Source organism: Natrinema ejinorense (assembly GCF_002494345.1).
Lineage (GTDB): Archaea > Halobacteriota > Halobacteria > Halobacteriales > Natrialbaceae > Natrinema > Natrinema longum.
The window spans coordinates 369,103-391,662 of sequence record NZ_NXNI01000001.1 but is presented as its reverse complement, the minus strand read 5'-3'; the positions used below and the strand labels follow the sequence as shown (position 1 = coordinate 391,662).

The 22,560-nt window shown below is 57.7% G+C and carries 29 protein-coding genes and 1 pseudogene; 13 read left to right on the top strand and 17 right to left on the bottom strand.

Going from position 1 to position 22,560, the window contains the following annotated elements:
• Positions 1-75: 75 nt before the first annotated feature.
• Entirely contained in the window at positions 76-471 is a 396-nt protein-coding gene (locus tag CP557_RS02095) for a hypothetical protein (RefSeq protein ID WP_143825004.1), read from the bottom strand.
• Positions 472-699: 228 nt separating this feature from the next.
• Between CP557_RS02095 and CP557_RS22385 the strand changes: the two genes are divergently transcribed.
• A complete protein-coding gene (locus tag CP557_RS22385; RefSeq protein ID WP_169924325.1) occupies positions 700-840 on the top strand; it encodes a hypothetical protein in 141 nt (46 codons plus the stop codon).
• A gap of 281 nt (positions 841-1,121) precedes the next feature.
• On the opposite strand, the gene CP557_RS02090 is transcribed toward CP557_RS22385, so the two are convergent.
• The 9 genes from CP557_RS02090 to CP557_RS02050 form a co-directional block, all read right to left on the bottom strand.
• Positions 1,122-3,134, bottom strand: a complete 2,013-nt coding sequence (locus CP557_RS02090) for a helix-turn-helix transcriptional regulator (RefSeq protein ID WP_097378376.1) — start codon at positions 3,132-3,134, stop codon at positions 1,122-1,124.
• Positions 3,124-3,420, bottom strand: a complete 297-nt coding sequence (locus tag CP557_RS02085) for a hypothetical protein (protein ID WP_097378375.1) — start codon at positions 3,418-3,420, stop codon at positions 3,124-3,126. The genes CP557_RS02090 and CP557_RS02085 overlap by 11 nt, the downstream gene beginning before the upstream one ends.
• On the bottom strand, positions 3,417-3,926 hold the full coding sequence (locus CP557_RS02080; protein ID WP_097378374.1) for a hypothetical protein: 510 nt from the start codon (positions 3,924-3,926) through the stop codon (positions 3,417-3,419). The genes CP557_RS02085 and CP557_RS02080 overlap by 4 nt, the downstream gene beginning before the upstream one ends.
• On the bottom strand, positions 3,923-5,125 hold the full coding sequence (locus CP557_RS02075) for a DNA-methyltransferase (RefSeq protein ID WP_245852864.1): 1,203 nt from the start codon (positions 5,123-5,125) through the stop codon (positions 3,923-3,925). Before CP557_RS02075 ends, CP557_RS02080 begins: the two co-directional genes overlap by 4 nt.
• A gap of 109 nt (positions 5,126-5,234) precedes the next feature.
• Positions 5,235-5,936, bottom strand: coding sequence for an SAM-dependent methyltransferase (locus CP557_RS02070; protein WP_097378372.1), 702 nt, complete (start codon positions 5,934-5,936; stop codon positions 5,235-5,237).
• The gene (locus CP557_RS23560; RefSeq protein WP_449406609.1) at positions 5,929-6,216 is read right to left on the bottom strand and encodes a DUF7563 family protein; all 288 of its coding nucleotides are present in this window, start codon (positions 6,214-6,216) and stop codon (positions 5,929-5,931) included. The genes CP557_RS02070 and CP557_RS23560 overlap by 8 nt, the downstream gene beginning before the upstream one ends.
• Positions 6,217-6,506: 290 nt before the next feature.
• Positions 6,507-7,595 (bottom strand): tyrosine-type recombinase/integrase, encoded by a 1,089-nt coding sequence (locus CP557_RS02060; protein ID WP_097378370.1) that lies wholly within the window; start codon positions 7,593-7,595, stop codon positions 6,507-6,509.
• Positions 7,588-7,926, bottom strand: coding sequence for a hypothetical protein (locus CP557_RS02055; RefSeq protein ID WP_097381495.1), 339 nt, complete (start codon positions 7,924-7,926; stop codon positions 7,588-7,590). Before CP557_RS02055 ends, CP557_RS02060 begins: the two co-directional genes overlap by 8 nt.
• Positions 7,916-8,344: a PadR family transcriptional regulator gene (locus CP557_RS02050; protein ID WP_169924324.1), complete on the bottom strand. Its 429-nt coding sequence runs from the start codon at positions 8,342-8,344 to the stop codon at positions 7,916-7,918. Before CP557_RS02050 ends, CP557_RS02055 begins: the two co-directional genes overlap by 11 nt.
• A 255-nt stretch (positions 8,345-8,599) precedes the next feature.
• On the opposite strand from CP557_RS02050, the gene CP557_RS02045 reads away from it, so the two are divergent.
• The 3 genes from CP557_RS02045 to CP557_RS02035 all read left to right on the top strand — a co-directional run bounded on the left by CP557_RS02045 (position 8,600) and on the right by CP557_RS02035 (position 9,421).
• Entirely contained in the window at positions 8,600-8,845 is a 246-nt protein-coding gene (locus CP557_RS02045) for an IclR family transcriptional regulator (RefSeq protein ID WP_097381494.1), read from the top strand.
• A gap of 66 nt (positions 8,846-8,911) precedes the next feature.
• On the top strand, positions 8,912-9,169 hold the full coding sequence (locus CP557_RS02040) for a type II toxin-antitoxin system HicB family antitoxin (RefSeq protein WP_097378368.1): 258 nt from the start codon (positions 8,912-8,914) through the stop codon (positions 9,167-9,169).
• Positions 9,170-9,421 (top strand): type II toxin-antitoxin system HicA family toxin, encoded by a 252-nt coding sequence (locus tag CP557_RS02035; protein ID WP_097378367.1) that lies wholly within the window; start codon positions 9,170-9,172, stop codon positions 9,419-9,421.
• 2 nt (positions 9,422-9,423) lie between these two features.
• Here the strand turns inward: CP557_RS02035 and CP557_RS02030 are convergent, their stop codons facing one another.
• From CP557_RS02030 to CP557_RS02020, 3 genes are all read right to left on the bottom strand, one after another.
• Positions 9,424-9,663: a hypothetical protein gene (locus tag CP557_RS02030; protein ID WP_097378366.1), complete on the bottom strand. Its 240-nt coding sequence runs from the start codon at positions 9,661-9,663 to the stop codon at positions 9,424-9,426.
• A 183-nt stretch (positions 9,664-9,846) separates the two neighbouring features.
• A complete protein-coding gene (locus tag CP557_RS02025) occupies positions 9,847-10,857 on the bottom strand; it encodes a Cdc6/Cdc18 family protein (RefSeq protein ID WP_097378365.1) in 1,011 nt (336 codons plus the stop codon).
• A gap of 114 nt (positions 10,858-10,971) precedes the next feature.
• Positions 10,972-11,760, bottom strand: coding sequence for a hypothetical protein (locus tag CP557_RS02020; protein WP_097378364.1), 789 nt, complete (start codon positions 11,758-11,760; stop codon positions 10,972-10,974).
• A 323-nt stretch (positions 11,761-12,083) separates the two neighbouring features.
• Between CP557_RS02020 and CP557_RS02015 the strand changes: the two genes are divergently transcribed.
• Positions 12,084-12,527 (top strand): type IV pilin, encoded by a 444-nt coding sequence (locus tag CP557_RS02015; protein ID WP_097378363.1) that lies wholly within the window; start codon positions 12,084-12,086, stop codon positions 12,525-12,527.
• A gap of 19 nt (positions 12,528-12,546) precedes the next feature.
• Positions 12,547-13,065, top strand: a complete 519-nt coding sequence (locus tag CP557_RS02010; protein WP_097378362.1) for a type IV pilin — start codon at positions 12,547-12,549, stop codon at positions 13,063-13,065.
• 98 nt (positions 13,066-13,163) lie between these two features.
• Here CP557_RS02010 and CP557_RS02005 read toward each other — a convergent pair whose 3' ends face one another.
• Positions 13,164-13,349, bottom strand: a complete 186-nt coding sequence (locus CP557_RS02005) for a hypothetical protein (protein ID WP_097378361.1) — start codon at positions 13,347-13,349, stop codon at positions 13,164-13,166.
• A 95-nt stretch (positions 13,350-13,444) separates the two neighbouring features.
• Between CP557_RS02005 and CP557_RS02000 the strand changes: the two genes are divergently transcribed.
• From CP557_RS02000 to CP557_RS01975, 7 genes and pseudogenes are all read left to right on the top strand, one after another.
• Positions 13,445-13,837, top strand: coding sequence for a hypothetical protein (locus CP557_RS02000; RefSeq protein ID WP_097378360.1), 393 nt, complete (start codon positions 13,445-13,447; stop codon positions 13,835-13,837).
• 5 nt (positions 13,838-13,842) lie between these two features.
• The gene (locus CP557_RS22380; protein ID WP_169924323.1) at positions 13,843-13,986 is read left to right on the top strand and encodes a hypothetical protein; all 144 of its coding nucleotides are present in this window, start codon (positions 13,843-13,845) and stop codon (positions 13,984-13,986) included.
• Between the two features lie 43 nt (positions 13,987-14,029).
• Entirely contained in the window at positions 14,030-15,610 is a 1,581-nt protein-coding gene (locus CP557_RS01995) for a hypothetical protein (protein WP_143825003.1), read from the top strand.
• A 26-nt stretch (positions 15,611-15,636) separates the two neighbouring features.
• On the top strand, positions 15,637-16,188 hold the full coding sequence (locus CP557_RS01990) for a hypothetical protein (RefSeq protein ID WP_143825002.1): 552 nt from the start codon (positions 15,637-15,639) through the stop codon (positions 16,186-16,188).
• The gene (locus CP557_RS01985) at positions 16,185-17,015 is read left to right on the top strand and encodes a hypothetical protein (protein WP_097378357.1); all 831 of its coding nucleotides are present in this window, start codon (positions 16,185-16,187) and stop codon (positions 17,013-17,015) included. The genes CP557_RS01990 and CP557_RS01985 overlap by 4 nt, the downstream gene beginning before the upstream one ends.
• Positions 17,008-18,183: pseudogene (locus CP557_RS01980) on the top strand (hypothetical protein). The gene CP557_RS01985 and the pseudogene CP557_RS01980 overlap by 8 nt, the downstream one beginning before the upstream one ends.
• 175 nt (positions 18,184-18,358) lie before the next feature.
• Positions 18,359-18,742, top strand: coding sequence for a hypothetical protein (locus tag CP557_RS01975; protein ID WP_097381493.1), 384 nt, complete (start codon positions 18,359-18,361; stop codon positions 18,740-18,742).
• Positions 18,743-19,254: 512 nt separating this feature from the next.
• Here the strand turns inward: CP557_RS01975 and CP557_RS01965 are convergent.
• The 3 genes from CP557_RS01965 to CP557_RS01955 all read right to left on the bottom strand — a co-directional run bounded on the left by CP557_RS01965 (position 19,255) and on the right by CP557_RS01955 (position 22,560).
• The gene (locus tag CP557_RS01965; RefSeq protein WP_097378355.1) at positions 19,255-19,509 is read right to left on the bottom strand and encodes a DUF7692 domain-containing protein; all 255 of its coding nucleotides are present in this window, start codon (positions 19,507-19,509) and stop codon (positions 19,255-19,257) included.
• Positions 19,510-19,859: 350 nt separating this feature from the next.
• The gene (locus CP557_RS01960; RefSeq protein ID WP_097381492.1) at positions 19,860-20,537 is read right to left on the bottom strand and encodes an IS6 family transposase; all 678 of its coding nucleotides are present in this window, start codon (positions 20,535-20,537) and stop codon (positions 19,860-19,862) included.
• Positions 20,538-20,940: 403 nt separating this feature from the next.
• On the bottom strand, positions 20,941-22,560 hold the full coding sequence (locus CP557_RS01955; protein ID WP_097378354.1) for a DUF7845 domain-containing protein: 1,620 nt from the start codon (positions 22,558-22,560) through the stop codon (positions 20,941-20,943).

Sequence of the window (22,560 nt, the reverse complement as noted above, 5' to 3'; positions counted from 1 at the left end):
CTTACGCGCTCATAGAGACGATAACGGTACCGCTCTCTGTTCCGCGATCGTTAAGAAAGGTGCTCTCGAGACCAATTAGAATGTCGGCCCGATGTCCTTGGTCGAATCTATTCCGGGGAAATCGAGTTCGTCTGGATTGTCAGCCCACTCGTCGAAGTCCGTCGTTATTGGCGCTTTTTGGGACTCGTCAATAGCTTGCGCTCTTTCAGACCGTGACTCGTGAACCTGCCGAGCGTTGTACAGGTCGTCTGTCGTTGTTTCAAATTCTCGCTCTACTGGCGAAGACGAATCTGCACCCTGAAGTACAGAGAGGGCTGCCCCTTCGTCGTCCACTGGAAGTCTTTCACGTTGTTCATCAACTCTGTCACTGAACTCTTGGAACGAGAGGCCTGGGTCGTCAAGCTCCCCCGTTTTCATATCCTTGAAAACGTCTTCCCGCGTCTCCTTTATTCGGGTTCTTCTCCTTGCCATACCTCAACACACTATTTCCAGAACCCTAGTTTTTGCGGGGGAGAAGACTGTCCTGCATCTGACAAAGTGCCGTTGGGCGATCGTCGTACCGTCTGGATGAGAAATGGCGGGGTAGAGCATCAGATACACATCTTTCCGTGACCTTTCATACCAGACAGGAGAGTTCGACACGTTCATACTGAAGTTATGCGGAATACAATCCAATTCGGCTCTGAAGATCAATCGAGTATGTCCTGCTGGCTCTACATCGAGTGCCCGGTCTGTGGTGATCGCATCCCCGTTGCGACGGATCACGAGAGCGTGACTGAAGCACTCGAGACGCACAAGCGTGCCCTCCATCCAAGCATAGCGACCGTCCTCGAGGCCTAATTTTCGCGCACCGCCCTTCGGGCGGGGGTGCGTTTCTTCTGGATCAACTGGAACAGCCAGCCGAACAGCTGCCGCGGTTTTTTAGAGTATGTACCGTTAGGTACACGCGGTAAGCCCCCCTGCCCACGACGCGGGAAGTAAAACATATTTGATAGTGGCTGTAGCTACCCGGTCGATGTCTCTCGAGGGACTGGATACAACTGAGGTTGTGAAACTCAGCTGTGAGCGAAAATCAACTTTCAGAAAAGTAGGTGCCGAACAGCGTTGCCACTCAGCGGTCGTCACGCCATGGCCGTTCCGAGAATCAGAACGGCACCGCCAGATGTCGTGAACGGATATTGCCCAGCTCGGCGATCACCGTTGAGCCGGTAGGTGAAGCTGCTGTCGATGAAACGGGCGGCGACACTCGAGCCAGTGTTGCGAGCGGCCTCGAGGCCTGACCGGAGGACGTGTCGGAGCTCGCGCTTGCTGTGGTGTCCGGTCAACTCGACATCGAACTCGTCGTAGTTCTCCTGGAGGATCGCGCCGTGCCGGCGGGCCCACTTCGCGAGCGGCGAGTCGTCGGCGATCTCGTCGTTGCCATCGACGATCGCATCGATGCCGTTCTCGACCCATTCGGTCACGTCCTCGAGGGCGGCGAAGACATCCTCGATCTTGTTGCGGACGACATCGTCAGCCAGATCGTAGGTTCCGCGACCAACCTTATCGACGAGGCTGCCCCACTTCTCGATCGCGCGGTAGACACTGCTGCTCGAGGTCTCGGTCTCCTCGACGATCTGCTCGTAGTGCATCTGGCCGCCATCGGCCAGCGCCTTCACGACAGCCCGATCAGTCGGGGACAGATCCTCGCGCGCCAGCTGAGCTCGCGTGAGATCTTCCTCCGCCTCGCGAAGCTCCTCGGTCGGATCGGAGTGAATCGGTACATCGTGCGCCCGCTCGTCGGCATCCCAGTACTCGTCGGGAACATAGACACTCGGATCAGCGTGTAACGGGAGGCCAGCAGCATTCAGCGCAAACAGTAGATATTCGTCGAGCTCGCTTTTCAGGTCCTGGTAGTCGAACTCATCGTTGGACTCGTAGGGAACAGCATTCCCGTCAAGGTAGTCGCTGTGGCTGGTGTTGAACTGAACCTCGATCTTCGGATGGTGCGTCGACGCTCCCGACGGATGCTTCTCGGGCTGCTTCGGGAGGTAGCTCTTCAGTAACTTCCCGACGTTGTGATCGCCGTAGAGCTTCTCGAGCGAGGTTTCGTTCATCGCGACCGCGTGGCGATGCCCGATGATCTCTTCGTTGTCCCACTTGTACTCCCCGCGACCGCGACGGATACTCGTGAACTGTGCGAGCCGATCCATCACGCCGTTCTTGTCGACAAAGCGCTCTTCGGAGAGTTCACGCTGGATCCGAGCGTACAGTCCCAGTCCCCAGATACGTGAGTGGTCGTGGATACACTCGTCTTTGAAATAGCGCGTGTCGATATCGAGTTCGTCCATCAGCGTTCGCAGCACCTCGAGAACCTCGTCGATCTCGACGTTCGATGACTGGGCTTCGACGCGGATCCCGAGCGGGAGGTCCTCCGGCATCGACTTGATGCGATCGCCGGTCTCGCAGTGTTTCGCGTTCGGAAGCGATGGGCGGAACTGAAAGGTAACCTTCCTCTCGCGAACCTCATCGCACGCGACGACGCCGATCACGTACTCGTTGTACGAGTCACCGCTGTCACTCGGTCGGGTCTTGATCTTCGCCTCTTCGTCGCGGTAACTGATCTTGTTCTCTTCGTGGTTGAGCATCCAGATATCATCGGCTGCCTCGAGCGTCCCGACATCGTCCTGGCCAGTCTCGTCTTGGAGACAGCGGTCCCACTGACTGACGACGGCGAAGTATGGCGCGAGCCCATCCTGACTCGGGTGGAGATCCTCATCTTTCGGCTCGAAGAGGAAGTTCGCCCGAAGCTCGTGGACCTGTGGATCGATCAGCGGTCGGCCATCAGGTCGGAACATCGGCGATCCTTCGTCACACCGATCCTCGGAGTGGTGCCGCCGTTCAGCGACGACGGTTCCAAACTCGGTCTGGCAGAACCGACACGCCGATCGTGCGTCGTCGTCGACCTGGCGCTCTTCGTCATACTCGAGTTCGACGCCACCGTCGGCATCGTCGCCGCCGGCTGTCGGCATCTCGTCTTGCTCGATCGCCGTCTCGATCTCGTCGTCGGCACCGTCGACCGGACGGCCAGCATCGAGCAGATCGAACGCTTCATCAGCAGCCTCCTCGAGGTCGTCGCGATCCTCACGTGTCATCGTCACCACCGTCTTCACTTGCGCTCAGCCCGGAGAGCACTGCCAGCGGGTTCCAAAACGTCGCTTTCTGACAGCGGTGACAGACGTGCTTGAACGACGTGCACTCGGATGCATCGAGCGACATCGGATCGATCTGTGGATGCTGGCCGACATCCTCGGGCTGAGCACGTTTCACACGCGTTCGCTGGCAGCCAGTACAGATCGCATCGAATGGGATTCCGCGCTGACCTGCAGCATCACTCGCGAGCTCAGCCTCGAGGTCGCGATCGTCCCGATCGACACTCATGGCGAACCACCGTCCTGGATCTCATCGGGTTCGAAGATGCGCGCCCAGCTGAACTGGACGTACTCCTCGCTCCGATCCTCGCCGGCTGATCGCCATCCGTCGGTAACGACATCGATCAGATGATCGATCTGCGTAGCCGGAACGATCTTCGCTGCGATCAACTCCCGATTGTGGGGAGCACAGACGGCAAACAGGTAGACGCCTCCGGCCTCGAGCAACGCCTCGTGTTGCTCGCGACGTGGCTGGAAGCGTCCGCGGCGTTGTCCTTCGCCGTAGACGACGGCAACGCTCTTGATCTCGACCGGTGTGCCAGACTCGAGAACGACGATCCCGACGAACGGCAACTCGGCGCTGGGCTCGACGAGAGCCTCGGCGATCGCGTCGTAGTGTTGGGACTCCGTGTCGGGGACGTAGCGCAGCTCGGGAACCCGCTCGAGGACGACCGTCTCGGATCGATCGCCTGCCTGCCTCGAGGCAGCAAGCTGAGACTGCTTGGGAAGACTCATCGCGACCCCTCCGATCGATCACTGCCCGCGCTTAGTTGCTGATCGCCTCCATCCGTGTATGCTGTCAGAGACGTTTCGACCTCGTCGAGCAGGTACTCCGGTTGGTCAACAGTCAGCCCGACACGCTTCTGCGCCATCGCGACGTACTCCGGATTCAGGTCGATCCCGATGAATCGGCGCCCGAGACGCTTTGCGACAAGTGCAGTCGTCCCTGCGCCGCCGAAGGGGTCGAGGACGATCCCCGGTTCGGTGTACTCCCCGACCGTCGGACAGTCGCAGGCCTGCTTCCAGCCAAGTGTTCGTTCGAACGTGGTCGTGAACTCGCGGAAGTAGCCCTGGAGGACCTCCTTGGCCTCGAGTGCGAGTTTCTCGACGTCGTCGGTGTTCAGTCCTGACCGAATCTGTTCTTTCCCGGCCGCTGTGTCCGCGAAACCGAAAGCACGGACCGCCTCGAGATGCTCTTCGGTAAGGTCCGAGGATTCGTAGATGTTGATCGCGCGCCGAAGTTGCTCGCGGTCGGGATCCTCGACTTCCCACGGATCAATCTTCTCAACCCCGCGCTCATAGGGCGTCCCGCACACCGCACAAACCTTTGGCGGACATGAGGATTTGATCGGTGCTTCGCACAGTACCTCGGGATAGACTGCGAAGTGCGTGTCTGGGAACTGCGCAGGGTTGATCTCAAAGACATCGCCCGGATTCTTCCCGTTTGGATGGGTGAACTGCCTCGGGTTCAACGTCTCCTCGCTCGCGACGCTCTGTCGCTGCGAGTGTTGGTGACGGGTGTCTGATCTGGTGCTGCGCTCTATCGACACGGGATCGTGGGGCTCGCGGATCGCGTCCAGATTGAACCAGTACTCCGGTTTCGGCGTCAGGTGAAAGAGGAACTCTTTGGTCTCGTTCAGGCGGTCATGCGCTGAACTGGGCATCCCGCTGGGTTTGTGCCAGACTGCGTCAGCACGGACGACCCAGCCGGCGTCCTCAAGCGCGATCGCAACACGATGCGGAACGAGCATCTTCGATTTGTTGGCGAACGTATCCCCGAGGTTGAGCCACCAGCTGGCATCATCGCGAAGGACGCGTCGGAGTTCGGCGGCAACCTCGAGCAGCGCGTCGATATACTCGTCAAGTGACTCCTCGAGACCGATCTGACCCTCGACGCCGTAGTCGCGAAGTCCGAAGTATGGTGGTGAAGTCATCACGCAGTGAACCGACGATTCGGGGAGTTCGGAAAGAGTGTCAGTAGCATCTCCCTGGTGGATATCATTTACCCACCGGTCAATCCCGATCGGGGATGTGACGCTCTCGTCAGTCATCGTGACCCTCCAGCGATCCGACCAGGACAGGTTTGACTTCGATATCGACACCCGGCTCGTACTGCCGACGGTCGATCTCGTAGCCGATGTCCTCGAGCAACTCGCGCGTCTCCGATGGCGGCGCACCGCGTTCGGGATGCGTCTCGACGATAACCGTCTCGGGAGCGACTCCCAATTCACGCAGGATCGGCTGCTCCGCCCCTTCAACGTCCATGATCAACACGTCGGCACAGGAGAGGTCGTGTGCGGGAACGACCGTCTCTGCGGCCTCACCGTAGACGTTGCCGGGTTCACCGACGATCGCGTGATGGAGACCAACGTCGACACTCCAACTCGGACCGACGTTACGGGTCAGCGTCTCCTGGGCGATCTCGAGCATCTCCTCTGCGGCCTCGTAGCCACGAACGTGACTCGCCCCCTCGCGCAGACAGTGAACCGTCAGAACGCCGCGACCGGTGCCGATCTCGTCGACGATCATCCCTGGCTCGACGTGCGCTCGAATCGCGTCGACCATGCCACGCTTGTAGCCCGGCCGATCTTTGTTCACGTCGAGCAGCCGCGGAGCGCGGGCTTCGACGCCCGCGAGAGTCCCGATCGTCCGCGGCAGGCGTGGCCGCAACACCTTGTTGTAGGCCTGCTGGACGATGCCGTACACGCCGTCGGCGTGATTCGGATTCTTCGTCGAGTCACCCATCGACCTCACCCCCATCAGTTGCGACGGGCTGACACACTGCCTTCACGTTCTCGGGAAGGTCCTCGAAAGCAGGCTGGAACCGAGACGGATCCTCGAGCGGGTCTGGCTTCGGGACATCTTTCCCAGCAGCGCTACCAGCCGAAAGCCGCTCGTCGACATCACATCGGCGGCAGCGATGGGCACGGTCGTCCTCATCGCCGTACCCGCGTCGGAACTGCGGCGTGACATGCGAGCCACAGCAGAGGCAGCGGCCGGGTTCCGTCCCAACACTGAGGCGCATCATGGCTGGCACACCCCCTCATCTTTCGCGACGCACTCCTGGCCGGACTCACTGATCTCAAAGCCACAGAATCGGCACACATGCACCGCTGGCGGAAGTTCCTCAGTATCGGAGCTCACGCCGACCACCTCGCACTTAAAGAGAGGTGTTTATCCCACGGTGATCTGCAGTGAACGTTGGAACTACAGGGTGCTCTCCCTGTAGTAATTTTCATCCAACAAAACGTTGAATGGGACCGCCGAGGTGGTCGATACCACCATTTCGAACGCTGTACCGGCTGTTATCGGAATTCATTCGGAATCACCTCGATTCAGAAACTCGCGACGAGACTGCATCCGCCGAATCGGGTCGGGGTGGTCGTAGTGTTCCCTAATCACCTCGGGAGTGGCGTTCACTCGCTCCGCGACGACTTCGGGCGGCCAGCCCCGGTCTCGCATGTTCGTGATCGCACCCGTTCGGATCGGATGGGGAGACCGACTCGAGGGACACCGTGCCTGCTGTCCATGCTCCAAGGCCTCGCAGTTCATGGTATCCCGGTCGTGGGGACACCCACCCCACTGACAGGGCTGAGTCATAGTGTAAATCTCCAGCCGGATATGGGACTTCGATATTCGGGGATGTTTCCCCTTCTCCGTCGTCAGGAGCGGCCGTCGCTCGTCGACATCAGCACGCTCAACGCGATTGATACGAATGTACTCGCGAACATACTCCGCGACGTCTTCCGCAAGCGCGACCGGGCGCTCGCCTTCCCGCTTGTTCTTCAGCGGTGTCGTCTCGCGGTGACGGAAGTACACGAACGGCAACTCGACTGACTCGAGGGCCTCCGAATCGATATCATCCTGATGTTGGAGCCGCTCAAGGTCGGATTCCTCGAAGAAACAATCCCCGAGGTCAAGCGAGCAGAGCCCACCGAGTCGACACCCAGTGTGCCACATCAGTTCGAATATCACGTGGCGTCGCGACGCGCGTTCGTACCGGCGGAGATTCTCACGAATCGTCTCCGCACGCTCGGCAGTTAGCAGTTCCTCGTTGACGCGATCGGCAAGGTCAACGGATGGAACCTCTATCTTCGCAGGAAGGTCCTGGTCTACCGCGTCGATCCGCGCGCAGAACTGAATGAACTGCTTGAGCGTCCCGATCTGGTTATTCAGTGTCGACACCTTCAGCCCCTTCGCTCGACGACTCGAGTCGTACTGGAAGATATCGCGACTCGTGAGTAGGTTCAGGTTGTCAATCCCCTGTTCACTGCACCACTGAACGAACGGCTTCAGTCGGTAACGATAGCTCTTGAGTGTTTCATCGGCCCGCGTGGACTGTAGCCGATCGAGCCACATGTCTACCGCCTCGCGCGGTGCGATCGGCTCGAGATCATCACTCATCCCGATCACCACCGGACCAGTTCTCCGGACTGCCCCAGCGGAATCGCGGGTGATCGTCCTCGAGTTCGTCGCGTTCGAACAGCCGATCCTGCAGCCACGTCTGCAACGCGGGTCCGGACCGATCGTGTGGCGGGTGGTCCGGCATATGATGGTCGTCGACGCGAGCCGATAGATCGTCGAGACACGCGATCATCTCGACCAGCGCCGCGTTCTGATAGCGGAGTTCCGTGGCGATCGCCTCGAGGGCCGCGGTCTGTCGTTCCATCGCGTCGGCCTGGCGCTCGAACACCTCGAGTTGCGCCTCGAGGGCGAGGAACTCATCACTCCCCATCGTGATCACCATCTCCGGAACCGTCGGTCGCGGCGATCTCGAGTCCACAAGCGTCCGCGAGCCGCTCGAGATGCTGGCGTAGCAGCCCACGCCCATCGCTGGTGAGAACGTATTCGTTCGTGCGCTTGTCGAGGGCCGACTTCTCGACGAGTCCGCGCTCGACGAGCGCATCGAGGTTCGAGTACAGCCGTCCGTGATTCACTTCACCATACTTGGGCTCGAGCTGATTCTTAATCGCGAGTCCGTAGCAGGTCTCGTCATCGCGCTCGAGACGAGCGATCGCTTCCAGGGCGTCGCGCTGGAACCCAGTGAGATTACCCCACGTCGTGCCGCCGTCGGCCACGAGTCGCTGGTCAGAAAGGGTCGATGCGTCTGTCGTGTCGGGGCTTTCAAGACCCCGCGAAGTGTCGTCGTACATGGCTTGCGTACCACATCTACGCGAGCCGCGCGGACCCGGTGTCACCATCACCGGCCCGCATTTTCCGAGCGGACCCAACGGACAGTCGGGTCCACGTGAAACTCGCGTTATCCAACCAGTCTTAACTCCAGCACAATAAAAACTCGTACTAGATAGTACGCCTTTTCGAACTATATAGTCTGAAGATAGTGGCCATGCGATTCTTTCAAAAGCACAGTCTGTGATTGACAATTGATGAAGCAACCCGGTGGCTGGATGCAACTTCCAACTGATAACCAGATTCTGGAAGCCCTCACCACCGGATTGGATCTTAAACCGTCGACTATCGCACACAATATCGGAAAGGCAAGAACAACCGTTCAGGAACGGCTTCCCGTGCTTGTCGAGTACGGGCTCATCGAAAAGGTCGACGACGCTGGTTACTATCGAATCACTCCAGAAGGTGAAGCTTATCTCGAGGGAGATCTCGACGCGGACGACCTCGAGCCGGATACCGAGTGATCGGTGTCCGGGTCTCGTCGGTGCGGAGCGAACGCTTATCAGCGTCTTTCTCCTACGTGGCGGTATATGGCGAGTGCGACACGACGTGACCGAAACGAGGGCGTCGAGTTCGTCCACGAAGACAACGGGAGTATTACCGCCGTCGATCTCGAGACCGGTGTTGCATCGTTCGGCGACTCCAAGGCCGAAGCACTGTCGATGCTCGCGGAAGCCCTCGAACTGCACGAGGGCGGCGGTGAGCCGGTCACAGACGCAGATCTCGAAGAATGGGGGCTCGATCCCGACGCTACCGGTGACAAGGAACTCCCCGAGTTCATGCAGTAGATGGTTCGGACGACGTTTTCCGGACGGGAAATCGCGAAGGTTCTTCAGGATCACGGGTTCCGTCCAATCGACCGAACGGGAAGCCACCTGAAGCTCCGATACGAACACCCCGAAACCGACGAGGTACGGACCGTCACTGTTCCGATGCATTCCGAAGACAAGATCCCGACCGGGACGATGCGATCGATTGCTAATCAATGCGGTGCAGAGGACTTCCGTGCCTGGTGCGAGTGGATCGACAATAACAGGTAGGCTCATTTCTCGACCCCCTCGAGTCCGATCTGTCGGAGTAACGGCTCGAGCCAGCTGGGAATCTCGTCATCAACGCGCTGCCCGTCCGCGTTCAGCGTCATTATCAGCCCAGCGGTTTGATTCTGGACTGCAAATACCCAGTGCCGCCCACGCTCGACGCGAACATCGATCCGCTTCTTGTTCTCCGGCGATCCAGTGATCTCGATGTCGACGACTCGGCCATCCTCGAGTTTCCTACTCAATCGTGATTCACTCGACCTTGAACGGTCTGCTTGGACAGACATGAGCGAATGAAGATCACAGCCGTAGATAAGTCCAGAGCGGAGGTGAACGGAAAATGGGCGAAAATAGCTCTCGAAGCCAATAACTGGAGAGGCAGAGCCTCTACACCAGTGAACGGAAAACGAACGGAACGAACGGAAAGCTCAGAAGTCGGGGACAGCGTAGACCTTCCCTTTCCCGTTTCCGTTCGATTCGATTAGTCCGTACTTTTCCTCAAGGTTCGTAAGGTACCGTCGTCGGGTGCTCTTCGCCTTCGTATTCTGTGCCCGCTGTTCGTAGGCATCGTGCAGCTCTGTACTAGGAACCTTCCCCGAGGCTTCGATGATATCGTATAGCAGGCGCTTGTGTGTGCCGAGATCCTCGACACGTTCGAGGTGGATCTCCTCGAGAGCCGCTGTCCGGTTATCGTCGACGACCTCGACAGTGATCTGGGATCGATCGCCATCTCTCGAGATAGCTCGCGCTGCACTCCGGAGTATCCCGATGGCTTCACGAGCGTCTCCCGCAGCGATATCAGCGATACTGTCGATCGCGTCGCTCGAGATCGTCCCAGGGCGCAATCCGGCTTGGATCCGCGCCTGAAGGATATCAACCAGTTGCGCGTGGGTGAACCGATCCAGCGTGATCGTCTCTGCGCTCCGGAGTCGACTGCGAACGCGAGAGTCGAAGTGGGCAAAGAGGTCGTCCTCGTCAATCGTGATCGCAACGATCGTCACATTCGGAATATCGATGAGTGCCTGTAGCGTCGTATCGTCCTCGATCACGTCGACCTCGTCGACAATCGCGACGATTCGCTTGTCGCTCTCACGGAGTCGATCTATAAATGCGCTCGTCGGTGATCCAATCTTTTTGAGATCCGCCCCCAAATCCGCATCGCGCATGACTCCATAGAGAACTTCGGCTTTTGATGAACCGGAGATACAGTTATGGTAGCCCCAGCGGAAATCGAGCGTCTCGTGCTCGAGTTCGCGAACGACGAACCTCGAGAGAGTCGTCTTCCCCGTCCCGCTCGGACCGAAGATGATCACGTTCTCTCCGGTGTCTCCGTCCGCAATGGGCCGGAGTGCGTCGGCCAACTGTTCAATTTTCGCATCCCGATGGTAGAGGTCACTCGGGATATGAGAAGGGCGGAGGGCTCGAGCGTCCGAAATCATGATCGGTAGTTACTGTACTACCTATTAATTTCTGACGAGTGAGATCTACCTTGAAAGATGATCAAAACAGTAGAATCTGATTTGATTATTCCCTTATCTAATCCATCAAGCAATCTACGCGCGTTCGTAGCCAAGCGCCCGCGATGCTTCGGCGGACAGCGTCACAGACTCGTCACCGACCGTCACCCTTTCTCCGGTGACAGATTCGATCAACTCGGCCAGTTCCTCGCGATAAGACTGTGACCGGTCTTCCATGATTTGGATCGAATCGGTCGTCGGGTCAGTCAGTGCCCGGTTTTCGAGATAGGAGTCGACGAACCGCTTGCGGACCGATTCCGGAGAGTCGTCGAGATACCATGGCAGCGATAGCCCTTCGATCTCTGTTTTTCTTCCCATCGGTGCGCCGAGAACAGTCAGCACACGGCCAAGCGCGATCGCATCCTCGCCGGGGACAACTGCCTGACTCGTTCCTGATTCTTCCGTCCGGTAGCCAGTACCGGCCAGTTCAAGGGCTTTAATAACGGTTGCGTCGTGTCCGTCGTCATTGAGAGTAAACTTCGGTGTGTGATTGGTATGAATTGTTCCACCTGAATAGACGTTCGCGACGAGCACGTTCAGTGGCGTCAAATTATCGTACGTGACACCGATCCAGTCATGGGAATGTGAGCTGTACAGTCCTTGAATGACAGGCGGTACTGCCCCCTCGTCAATCCATGGCCGGATCCGCTCGGTCGGTGCATCCGCCGCAGAGGCAATGTCACCAATACTCGTCTCTGGGTTATCAACGCTGAACGTGACCGCGCGACGATACTGTTTGACCGCACTCCACGTATTGTCGTAGTCGCCACCGTCGTAGGTGCGCGCAAAGGCTCGTTCAGTGACAAGCGTATCTGGATCGTTCATGAGTCGTTTATATGTCCAGGCTGGCAAATCTGTGCCGGTTTGTTATATGATGGCGAAATCGCCAGACAACGAAGCTTCAAGCCACCACTGTGAGTTTTCCAGTTGGGGCTGATTCTCAGTTTTGAAAGTCATTGTTTCTAGAACAATCCTGACTATCAGGTAAATATATATGTATCCGGTAACCTCCAACGAATTAGCATCGGTGGCAACGTCCAAGAAAGCGGGGACGCAAGGTTGGTTCCCAAATCCCCTAATCCGCACCTCGCCGTTTGGGGAGGGGGCGGATAAGCTTTCTTACCGTTTGCACGATGCGTGAGAACACTATGGATTTGAAAGCGCTCAAACCGAAGTTGATAGGATCGGACGACGAACGCGCAGTCTCACCTGTTATTGGGGTTATTCTAATGGTGGCGATTACGGTTATTCTCGCTGCAGTCATCGCCGCCTTCGTGCTCGACCTTGGTGGGAGTGTCGGGCAAGAAGCTCAGGCAGGTGTGTCGATGGAGGTCGACAGTTCTGCTAATGAAGTGCAGGTCGAAGTCACGTCACTCGGGAATTCAGACCACGTGAACCTCACGTCGAGTGACTGGTCTGGTAGTTCTGCGCCAAGTTCTGCAGAATATATGAAGGTCGGCGATGCTGTCACCTATGCGTACGATGGCGGTAGTGGCGATATCGCTGAAAGCGGACAAATGTCCGCTGTTGCCGTAATCAACGAGAGCGAGACGCAAACGCAGGTTGGCAGCGAAGAGTGGGACTTCAGCTAAGATCATCTCGGAGTAATATATGGATCTTAAAAAATACAGAAGTCGTTTGATTGGGGGTGACCAAGAACGGGCAGTATCACCTGTGATCGGAGTGATACTAATGGTTGCTATCACGGTCATTCTCGCAGCTGTGATTGCTGCCTTCGTGCTTGACCTTGGTGGGAGCGTGGGCCAGGAAGCACAGGCAGGTGTGACGATGGAAGTCGATGATAGTACCCAGGAGATCCAAGTGGAAATTACGTCGCTTGGGAACGCAGACCATGTAAACCTATCTGGTGCTGCAGTTAAAAGCAACCTAGCAGCACACCCAGACGGTACATCGAAAGATGATCAAGTAGACGAGATGAAAGAGCTAACAGTTGGGGATTCTGTCACTATTGGTGATGGTAATGATGGTGCTGATGTCCACTTCGCTGCTGCTGACTCGGGTGCTACGGACACAGAAATTAGCGGAACCGTAACCGCTATTGCTGTCATCGCGGAGGACGATACACAGACCCAAGTTGCAAGCGAAGAATTCGACTTCGACTACAGCTAACGCTGTAATTTGATTTTCAAATTTTTCGGTAGCGATCACCACTCAAATAGATGTGATTCCAACCTAAATCAGCAAGGAAGGAGGGTATCGTGACTCTGTTACGCGTCGATCTCTTCGACGAGCTTGAGCGACCACTGGCCGTCGTCGACGTGACGGATATGGACGTGATGCTCACCGTCGATCTCTCCGTCTTCGTCGAGTAGTCCCTCAAGGCGGAGGTCGTCTTTCGGAAGGGTCACGCCTGCCGAGTTCTGGTCTAACTCTCTGAGTTTGTTCAACGCCATGGAACGGGCGGCAACCCGCCTTGGCATAAAGGTTGCTGAACCTAGGATTAGCTGACATTTTCGGCGAGAGCGGTAATCCGCTTCACCGTTGCACAATGGCAAGAGACGTTATCGACAAAATTGACTACGCGGCGCTGTGGGTCTACCCCACATTTGCATCGATGGTCTTCGGGGTCTGGTCGTGGAACCTCGAGGTCCTGGGTGGCTACAATTTCAACTCGGCGTTCTACAGCGCCGGTGGTGTGAACTTCTCGGTTCCCCTGATTGGGGCGACCACATCCGTCCTGTGGATCCTCTGGACCAACGAGTTCGACGGCTCGAACTACTCGGACATGGAGAAATGGTCGATCGTCGGGACGCTCCTATTCCCAGTCGTCTTCGAGTTCGTCCCCGCGTTCAATCAGTTGCTCTCGAGCAACGACTGGTTCTTGATCGGCGGCACGGTCCTGGTCACGTTCGTAACCGGCTGGATTTCCTACACGGAGTGATCACGATGACGGATTCAATCAAAACCGATACCTCGATCGTGAATCGGATCGCGTCGGCAACCCTGACCATCGCGGTCGCGGCGATCGTCGCGATCGCGCTGTACGAGCTGGCGATGCTCGCGCACCTGCTCGCGACGGGGGGTCTCTGAAATGTCGGCCCATCGGCCCATAGCCCACCGCGTGTTTGCGGCCATGCTCGCGGTGCTCCTGGTCGGCTCGCTGCTCGCTCCGATCGCGGCGACGGGGACGGTCGCGGCTCAGACCGACTCACCCGAAAATGAGTGCATGTATGATGCGGTCAACTGGTGGATTTTCGACTGTACTGATGAGAACCCGCAAACGGTCGATGCCGACCAAGCGGCGTCGGAGATTGAGAAAGACATCCATATCGGAGGGTCTGGCATCAAGTCGTCCCAAGATCAGACAGATCAGGTCATTCAGAATTATCTGGAAGATACTGGTTCGATCGCGTCGATGGAAGCGCGGAATACGCTCGCAAGCGCGTACGAAAATGAGACGGACCCTGCAGTTGCCGACACGATGGCTCAGGAGGCCATCAACAACTATTACGCAACAAAACAGATTCAGTTACTCGAAGATACATCGTCTCACAGCACCCAGATGGCTGCCTACGCGAATACCTCGAAAAAAGAGGCTGAAATCTTGGATGGTTTCGTGTACGGTGCTGCTGGGTACGATTCCGCACCACTAACCGGGAATACCACCGAACATGAGGTGACTCTGGCAAATGGTAGTGTTCACAATGTGACGTTGCCTGAGTTCCAGGTCACCGCTGCGGACGGATCAACTGCTGCGAAGTCGCCTAACCTCATTGAAATGGAGCGTGAGTCTGAGGACCACGAACATCCGAATAGCTACAGGGTGTCTGACATCGGAAGTTCCTGGGGATATCTCGACGGTAGTGTTCACCTCTTGAATACCGGCTCCCTCGAGGCGAAGACGATCTACGATTTCCGCCTCACTCAAGACCGCTTCAATGAGATTGCTAATCAATCGGACACGGTCGTCGCAAACTATGACTCTGGGACGGCACAAGAGTTCTACACCGCGCTGGACAGCGGCGAGATAGAGACCAACGATCTGCGTGGCGCGGAGGGCATGGTCCGCTATCTAAGCGGCGATGGGAATGTGACCGACCAACGCTACCAGTACGCGCTGCGGAGCGTGATGGACATGGATCGGACCTCGCTCAATTCGACCATGTTTGTCGATTTCGAGGGTGCAACCGAGCGGACTCGGATGGTCAATAATAGCACGGGAGCAGTGACGTACGAGTACAATAGCGTTAACAAATCCTACGAGGGCGTGCTGTTCACTGACGAAACACCCGCTGGCGGGTTCGAGACGGGCATGACCTACGACGTGTCGAACCTCAACGGCACCCAAAGGATGGTCACCGGAGGGGCCGACGGAAACACCTCAGACGTGGTGTTTTACCGTGGGAATATGACGATCACGAAGATGACAGACGGTGACGGAAACGAGGTAAATCAGACTGATATCACTGATAAACCCGATTACGGAACCTTCAACGCCACTGAGTATCAGCGTGTGACGGATAAAGCCGACTCCGAGCGGTCCGCGATCACATCAACGTATGATGGCTCCGGTGACGGAATCCTCGGCGGGGCCGGCGGCTGGCTCCCCGAGAACGGGAGCGGCGACATGTGGCTCGCAGCTGCATTCCTCATCGCGATCATCGCGATCGTTGCATCGGCAGTAACCAACCTCGCGGGAGAATTGGGGCCCTAACCATGTCTCGTGTTGCGTTTTCAAGTGTGCGAGTAGTGCTGGCGCTCGCGGTCGTCGCAATCGCGGTGATGGGCATGGGCATGGGCATGGGCGTTGGGCCTGTGAGCGCACAAGACGGGGGAAACCAGAGCGCTCCAGCCAACGAGAGCAACCAGACCGCCCTCGAGCAGATCGCGATCGATGATCAAACGCGGGTTGTCGAGTTCGAAGTCGGCGACGGTGACGCTCAGATGGTGATCGAAAGCGAGGAGCCACAGCCAATGATCGTGAGCGACGCGCTCGCGGGGATCGAACAGGAGGGTGCGACCAAAGTCCCCGAGAAAGAATACCAACTGAGCGAGGGACGCAACGAGATCTCCCTGTCCGTCGCGTCGATCAATGGCGACTCAGCGGTGTCCGTCTCGACTCGCGGCGGCACCGTCCGACTCTCAAGCGGCATGTCGGGAAGCAATGATCCGTTCGAAGCGTTCGGCGGGGCAACGGGACTGTTCACGGGCGTGATAATGACGGTCGGACTCGCCGCGCTGGCGGCGTTCTACGTCGTCAAAACCGAATCGAAAGGGGTCGAGAAAGCATGAGTGACCGGAACCTGAGTACGACGTTCGGCAGTTGGAAAGACCGACTCACGTACATCGTTGCAGAGGCACAGTTGCTCGTGATCGGTATCGCGATCTCGATCGGTATCCTGTTGCTGTTGGTCCGTCCGTCGGTCCCTGGCGTGCCGCCGATCGCCGTCGGGATCGCTGTTGCGTTGATGCTACTCGGGCCGCCGCTGTTCGGCCTGTTCGCGGTCGGTGCCGAGAAGCTCCGCAACCGGCACAGAGAAACAGTGTACCACATCAACGGCGTGACAGATACCCGCGAAAAGTACTACGTCGCACCGGAACTGTGGGAGCAAAAGACCGTTGACGGACCGAGCCCGTACGTCGTCAACGACGGCGATGCCTACGAGGTGCGCGAGTTCGAGCGCTTCGAAGACATGGACGAACTCCGAGTGACCGGCTGCTACATGAGTCAGATGGCCGACTCGAAACTCGTCACGAGTAAGGCCATGCTCGAGGACGTGCACGGCGACCTCGTCGACGCGTTCCTCGAGTTGAATCGACTCCGTGGACGTATCTCCAAAATGGGGCTCGAGATCCAGAGCGACGTGATCAATCAAGAAGCGGAAGCCGACGAGCGCGGCCTGATGAACCCGAAAACGACGGTCAAGGACCGCTTCGACGCGGCCAAATCCGATGTCGAGGACAAGGCTCGCGAAGACATCGAAGACATCGACGGCTACGAAGACGAGTACATCCGCAGGCACGGCGAGCACGCGCCGCGACCCCGTCCGAACCGACTGTACGATACCGTCGACGGGATCGACTCACCCGCTCGAGCGGACGGTGGTCACGATGAGTGACGAGCAAGATAACTACACGGTCGGCGGCTTCCGAGAGTTCCAAGCTAACAACCTCGAGCGCGATCCCGACGAGGTGCTTCCCCACTCCGGGTTCGTGAGAGACGAGCAAATCGACCGCCAGATGTCGATGCGGGCGATTCATCACGACCCGGACCGCTGAGAGGGGAAGGCCGCCGCGGACTATCTAAGCGTCGGGAAGAACCGAGACATCCTGCAAGCAGAGGGAAGCGCGACGGCCCGCCAAGCGCTCGACAACGGCGACACGCTGACGCTGAAACACTACATCGGCGATCCGAGCCAAGAGGCAGACCTCTCCGGTATCAAAGCGATCTCTCGGCTCCGGCAGATCGTCGCGGGACCCGCGCCGGTGATCGTGATCCTCGGCGAAATGGGAGCTGGCAAAACGAACCTCGCGTGTCTCGTCACGCAGTTGCGTGACCGCTGGGTCGACGGCGATCTCCGCGTCGCGAGTAACATCCGAACGCTGGATCGCAATGACGACTGGACTCGCGACGATGGTTCCATTGAGGACGGCTGGATTCCCAACTACCCGCTCCTCGAGGAATGGGTCGGCCAGGACGGTGACCCGGTCACGAACCCCCAACAGCCGAAGCTGTTCATCGGCGACGAGTTCAGTACGAACGGGAGCGGCACCGGAAAAGACGGCCAGAAGGTCCGGAAGTTGATGGGGCCGCTCGTGTTCAAAATCCGCAAGTACAACGGCGCACTCGTCTATATCGGTCATGACGAGAGTTCGATCCATCCGCTCCTGTGGCGCGTCGGTACGATTCTCAAGAAGCCCGACCGGAACAACAAGGGGAAAGCCCTGATCGCCGAGCGGATCGCTGGCGGGAAGCTGAAAGACGTCGATCCGCGGCCACTGAAAGGTATTCCGCCAGCCGATTTCGAACCTCACACGAACGACGAAGCGGACTGGTCCTGGTCCGCTCCCGCGAGCGACGACAGCGGGCCGGAAATCGCCGAAAGCGAGGTCAAGCGAGTCGCTGCCTGGACGATGGAAACCTGCAGACAACAGGGAATGTCGGCGCGCGAAACCGCCGAGTACGTTCCCTACAGCCACGCTACCGTCTCGAACTGGTGGAACGACATCGATGAGGGCGGCGAAAAGGCCGATTGGGTTAACACGGTCGAACAGGTGATCGCATGAGAGCGTCGGGGTGGAAACCTGTAAACCGGAATCGACCCCCGTTTAGGGGGATCGCAGGCCCAACGCCCAGCGCTCACTCACGCTCAATTACTCACAATCTTCGCCCATCGCTCGCGATCGCGGCGAGACACCAGCGGAGAAGTATATATATCGGCGCGCGATGCGCGTGGTCCGCGTGAATCGCTCACAGCGAGCCAACCACTTCGGGACGATCTGCGAAAAGCGGATGGCGAAGAAACGCCGCTTCGATCTCGAGCGCTCGAGTTGGCACGACGCGAGATTCGGGAACGGAACGCCGGTCGAAATCAAGAGTACGATGCTCGAGCACAGTGATGGGCAGCCGGGGAACTGGAAGGTCTATCGCCAGTATCACGAGAAACTCCGGCGGCACGACGGCTGGTACTGTTTCGTCGTCTATCGACCCCACGGACGAAGCGGCTGTACGATCCTCAATGACAAGATGGTCCGCTCGAGTGAGCTCCCGTTGATGCGCTGGCACGGTGGTGGTGATCACCGCGGAACCGAACAGGCGAAGGTTTCGATCGATTCGATTTTCTAATCAGGGTCGCAAAGAGCCCTTTTCTGGTCATAGCTTGTGCTCGACAGAATTGATAAGTATAGGTGAAGGATGTAATGATACGGATTGTAACCTACTGAGTCTGTATTAAGAACGGCATGTGGAACACAGCAGGTAGATTCAGACGATGCTCAGGTTTAACCAATAGCGATCATTTAATTTTCTTCTCTGGGATGACGGGTGTACCCGTATTTTTGATTGTTCGAAACTGTGTTGATCCACATTGACAGCCAGGCCTCCCGATCGGTTGAATTGTCCCGTCGCTCCATTTTCGAGACGCGTAGACGGAATCGCAGGTGCGACATGCAGCGAGTGTTCGTTCAATCTCTCCGTTGGGCATAGTAGAATTGATGTCTCGAATACGGATTAACACTACAGATTTTCACACCACTCCGGTTTTTGATTAAGTGAGAGACAGCTTGTGGCAGTCGCTCAGTAAGCATACCCACCTAACGGCTATTTCACCTCCCAGAATGTCGAATAAATAGATAGAGTCAATCAGTGGTAACAGTGATCTCGGTCTCAACAGTGAACGTCACTGCTCGAGTCGATAGTGTCTCGGCGATCTCCCGGCGTTGCTCAAGCGTAAGGTCGTCGCGCTCGAGGACCTGGCGGATGGCCTGGACGAACTTCGGCACGTCGTCACAGGCGCTGACGACTGCCTTCGTCTTGTTACAGTCGTAGAAGTCAGCTGCGCGTTCGATCGCATCCCGTCGATACGCATAGTCGCCGTCGGTTCTGATTCGCATGCTCGTACACACGACCCCCGAAATCCTAGTTTTTTCGACTCACTGAACGGCCCATTTCGGCCCACAATCGGCGGAACGTATCACTCATTCGGAGACAAACAGTGATTCAAACGACCGATCGTCTCGAGATATGCACACGGCGAGTCGCGGCTCGTGTGCATATTCGGGAAATGGATTCTGTTGACGTGCAACCCCAGGGACTCATACTGAGATTTCCTTTCGAAATTATCTCCGTAGAGTACCAGCTTGTATACATTGGCAAGTAAACTTGATTATTTTACAAGTTTAATAAGCTCGGCTCTCAATTCAGTACATACTATGAGCGAAGAATTTCAGTGGTCGGGCACTGTCTAGTTCTGGATCACCTCGACTGGCGCTTTTCCATCGAGAGCTTGATGCGGTCTTTGGTGGTTGTAGTAATGCACGAACTGTTCAAGCCACTCTCGGACGCTTGACCGACTGCCCACCCATGAATTATGGAACCGGTCGATGCGCATTTTGAGGGTATGAAACCACTTTTCGATGAGGTTTCGGTCGGTATAGTTGACCCGACCGCTCAGTCCGACTCGGGAAAGGGCAGTCCGATAGCCAAATTGATCGACGAGAAACTCAGCCTCGGAGAGATCATGTTTCTCGCGGAGTTTCTGCAGAAACGCAGCCGCCGGATCGGTGCCATGTCGACTAAACAACGCAACGTCGAGAATTACTTTTGTCTCGATGTCTATTGCAGCATACAACCAAGACCACTCGCCGTTGATCTTGACAGCAGTTTCGTCGACAGCGACCCGCGACGGCGTCGCCGTCGGCGGGTCGCATCCACTGTCAGACAGCCGATGAACCCAGTTCCAAACCGCTCCGTGAGAACGTTCAACGCCTAATTCAGCGAGGATCGTTGTTGTCTCCCGAAGCGAACAACCAGTCTGGTGGAGGCGGACGGCGAACGCCCTGACGGGCGTCGCCGTCCGCTCGTTCTCCCAAGATTCTTCTAAATCCGTCGCATAGCTCTCGCTGAGCAGGTCTGCGAGCATCTTAGCCAATTCACTCAACGACCTGCTCATTTCTCAAACTGACGCAACTAGACAGTGCCGCTATTCGCTAACTTTGACGATGATGGAAACTTGCGTTCAGAGTTTGCAACTCCTCTTGAGAAAAATTCTGCGTAACCTCTATTTCATGTGCATCAACTGGAGATCTGCGTGCAGCGGTAGAGGTGGGGCGCTGTAATTTTTTGGCGCTGTCCCCTTGGGGACACCCGCCAAGGGGGCTTTCGCGCGAAGCGCGAAACGACCCCGCAGGCATTGCGGTGCGATCGCGGTGCCGACCCCGCCCTCGAGGCGCGGGCTACAACCAGATTTGTCTAAGCAAGGCTGTTAGTCAAGCTGACTTGTAGAAAACAGTGAAAACGAGAGTGTTGCCACTATGCGGGCCGGTTCACCGATCCGCGACTGCGCCGACGAATCCGGTTTCAGTGCCACCGCCGGGAGTCTTCCAGGTCAGCTCGACGCCGCGCAGGGCAGTCGGATCGTTCCCCGACCGCGACCACTTCTCGAGGGCTTCACTGGCGATCGTCGAGATGTTCTCGAAGCTATCTGCCTTCAGTCGAGAGAGAACCGTATCGATCCGCATCCGTCGGGGTTCGCCCTGATCATCGAACTCGAGGTCGGCGCCGTTCTTCGCGAGCCACTCCTGAAAGGGAGAGGACTCGGCGACGTGATCGGCCAAGCCCATGATATGCTGCATCCGATCGGCGTAACTCTCGATCGCGTACTCAGCGGACTCGACGAGCGCTCGCAGTTCCTCGCGGTACTTCCGGGCCCGGAACGACACGTCGCCCTGGTCCAACTCGAGGATCTCGCCGAGATCGTTGATCGCGCGATAGATCGTCGCGGGATGTTTCCCCAGCTGGTCGGCGAGGTCGTCGACGGTCGCACCGCCGTCAGTTGCGACTGTCTCCGAAACGTCGCGAGCGGTCTCGCCCATATCACGCAGCGTCGTCATCAACAGGTGATCCGTCTTCGCCTCGAGGCGCGGCGTCGGATCTTCGTACAGTTCGACCGGCTCGTCCCGAGCGACCGCATCGAAGTGATCATCTGCGACGTAGACGCTGCTGCCGTCGGGACCGAGCGGGATGTCTTCCCAGTGGAGCGCGTTCAACAGCGTCTCCTCTATTTGCACGGTCACCTCGTGCCGATCGGCCCACGCCCATGCCTCGTTATCGTTCATCGACTTGTTTACCAGGACCTCCACCTTCGGATGGTACGACGGGTGATCTTTCGAGACCGCATCCGGATCGGCCAGCTGGTAGATCTCGAACTTCCGCCCGTAGGTGTGACCGGGTAGCAGTTCACTGGCCGACGTGGGGTTCAAGAACAGCCGATTCTGGTGGTTGACGACTTCCTCGTTGTCGATATGGAGTTCCGCTTTCACTCCCTCGAGGTCGGAGAGATAGTGTGCGACCTTTTGGAGAACACCCGCCGACGAGAGCTTCTCAGCCCATTCACGGCGAATCCGAACGTACCGCTCGTATGCCCACATCCGGCTTGCCGAGTGCGGGGTCGTTCGAAAGTACTCCGAATGAATGCGCTCGCCGGCGTGCTCGAAGATCGCCACGAAGAACTCCGGCAGCAACTCGAGACCGCGGTCGGGTTCGATGTTGCTGGTGTGAAACTCGACGTCGACGCCGTCGACTTCGCCGACCTGATTCTCCCAGGGGAGTTGCAACCGCTCGCCACTCTCCCAGTGGCGCATGTTCGGGAACCGCGGTGAGATATTGTACGACGCTTTCCGCTCGCCACGACCGCGTCCCTTGATGTCCCACTCGTACAGTCGTTCGGCGTTGATCCCGTCGGACAGCCGGGGAGCGAACCCCGACTTGCTGTAGCTCACTTCGAGGTGCCAGGGCTCGCCGTCGATCTCGGTCGTGATCTCGAGGTAGCCCTCGAAGGGCGGTCCGAGCATGACCGACGACAGCGCGTCATACGGACCGCGACCCCAGTCGGGCCACTTCCATCGCCCCTCGATCTCGTGCGGTGTCGTCTCGACCTGGGACAC

What these genes read in the sequence shown, in the direction of transcription:
- CP557_RS02095 (WP_143825004.1), bottom strand. Translation starts at nt 471, where the DNA reads ATGGCAAGGAGAAGAACCCGAATAAAGGAGACGCGGGAAGACGTTTTC.
- CP557_RS22385 (WP_169924325.1), top strand. Translation starts at nt 700, where the DNA reads ATGTCCTGCTGGCTCTACATCGAGTGCCCGGTCTGTGGTGATCGCATC.
- CP557_RS02090 (WP_097378376.1), bottom strand. Translation starts at nt 3,134, where the DNA reads ATGACACGTGAGGATCGCGACGACCTCGAGGAGGCTGCTGATGAAGCG.
- CP557_RS02085 (WP_097378375.1), bottom strand. Translation starts at nt 3,420, where the DNA reads ATGAGTGTCGATCGGGACGATCGCGACCTCGAGGCTGAGCTCGCGAGT.
- CP557_RS02080 (WP_097378374.1), bottom strand. Translation starts at nt 3,926, where the DNA reads ATGAGTCTTCCCAAGCAGTCTCAGCTTGCTGCCTCGAGGCAGGCAGGC.
- CP557_RS02075 (WP_245852864.1), bottom strand. Translation starts at nt 5,125, where the DNA reads ATGACTTCACCACCATACTTCGGACTTCGCGACTACGGCGTCGAGGGT.
- CP557_RS02070 (WP_097378372.1), bottom strand. Translation starts at nt 5,936, where the DNA reads ATGGGTGACTCGACGAAGAATCCGAATCACGCCGACGGCGTGTACGGC.
- CP557_RS23560 (WP_449406609.1), bottom strand. Translation starts at nt 6,216, where the DNA reads ATGCGCCTCAGTGTTGGGACGGAACCCGGCCGCTGCCTCTGCTGTGGC.
- CP557_RS02060 (WP_097378370.1), bottom strand. Translation starts at nt 7,595, where the DNA reads ATGAGTGATGATCTCGAGCCGATCGCACCGCGCGAGGCGGTAGACATG.
- CP557_RS02055 (WP_097381495.1), bottom strand. Translation starts at nt 7,926, where the DNA reads ATGGGGAGTGATGAGTTCCTCGCCCTCGAGGCGCAACTCGAGGTGTTC.
- CP557_RS02050 (WP_169924324.1), bottom strand. Translation starts at nt 8,344, where the DNA reads ATGTACGACGACACTTCGCGGGGTCTTGAAAGCCCCGACACGACAGAC.
- CP557_RS02045 (WP_097381494.1), top strand. Translation starts at nt 8,600, where the DNA reads ATGCAACTTCCAACTGATAACCAGATTCTGGAAGCCCTCACCACCGGA.
- CP557_RS02040 (WP_097378368.1), top strand. Translation starts at nt 8,912, where the DNA reads ATGGCGAGTGCGACACGACGTGACCGAAACGAGGGCGTCGAGTTCGTC.
- CP557_RS02035 (WP_097378367.1), top strand. Translation starts at nt 9,170, where the DNA reads ATGGTTCGGACGACGTTTTCCGGACGGGAAATCGCGAAGGTTCTTCAG.
- CP557_RS02025 (WP_097378365.1), bottom strand. Translation starts at nt 10,857, where the DNA reads ATGATTTCGGACGCTCGAGCCCTCCGCCCTTCTCATATCCCGAGTGAC.
- CP557_RS02020 (WP_097378364.1), bottom strand. Translation starts at nt 11,760, where the DNA reads ATGAACGATCCAGATACGCTTGTCACTGAACGAGCCTTTGCGCGCACC.
- CP557_RS02015 (WP_097378363.1), top strand. Translation starts at nt 12,084, where the DNA reads ATGGATTTGAAAGCGCTCAAACCGAAGTTGATAGGATCGGACGACGAA.
- CP557_RS02010 (WP_097378362.1), top strand. Translation starts at nt 12,547, where the DNA reads ATGGATCTTAAAAAATACAGAAGTCGTTTGATTGGGGGTGACCAAGAA.
- CP557_RS02005 (WP_097378361.1), bottom strand. Translation starts at nt 13,349, where the DNA reads ATGGCGTTGAACAAACTCAGAGAGTTAGACCAGAACTCGGCAGGCGTG.
- CP557_RS02000 (WP_097378360.1), top strand. Translation starts at nt 13,445, where the DNA reads ATGGCAAGAGACGTTATCGACAAAATTGACTACGCGGCGCTGTGGGTC.
- CP557_RS22380 (WP_169924323.1), top strand. Translation starts at nt 13,843, where the DNA reads ATGACGGATTCAATCAAAACCGATACCTCGATCGTGAATCGGATCGCG.
- CP557_RS01995 (WP_143825003.1), top strand. Translation starts at nt 14,030, where the DNA reads ATGCTCGCGGTGCTCCTGGTCGGCTCGCTGCTCGCTCCGATCGCGGCG.
- CP557_RS01985 (WP_097378357.1), top strand. Translation starts at nt 16,185, where the DNA reads ATGAGTGACCGGAACCTGAGTACGACGTTCGGCAGTTGGAAAGACCGA.
- CP557_RS01965 (WP_097378355.1), bottom strand. Translation starts at nt 19,509, where the DNA reads ATGCGAATCAGAACCGACGGCGACTATGCGTATCGACGGGATGCGATC.
- CP557_RS01960 (WP_097381492.1), bottom strand. Translation starts at nt 20,537, where the DNA reads ATGCTCGCAGACCTGCTCAGCGAGAGCTATGCGACGGATTTAGAAGAA.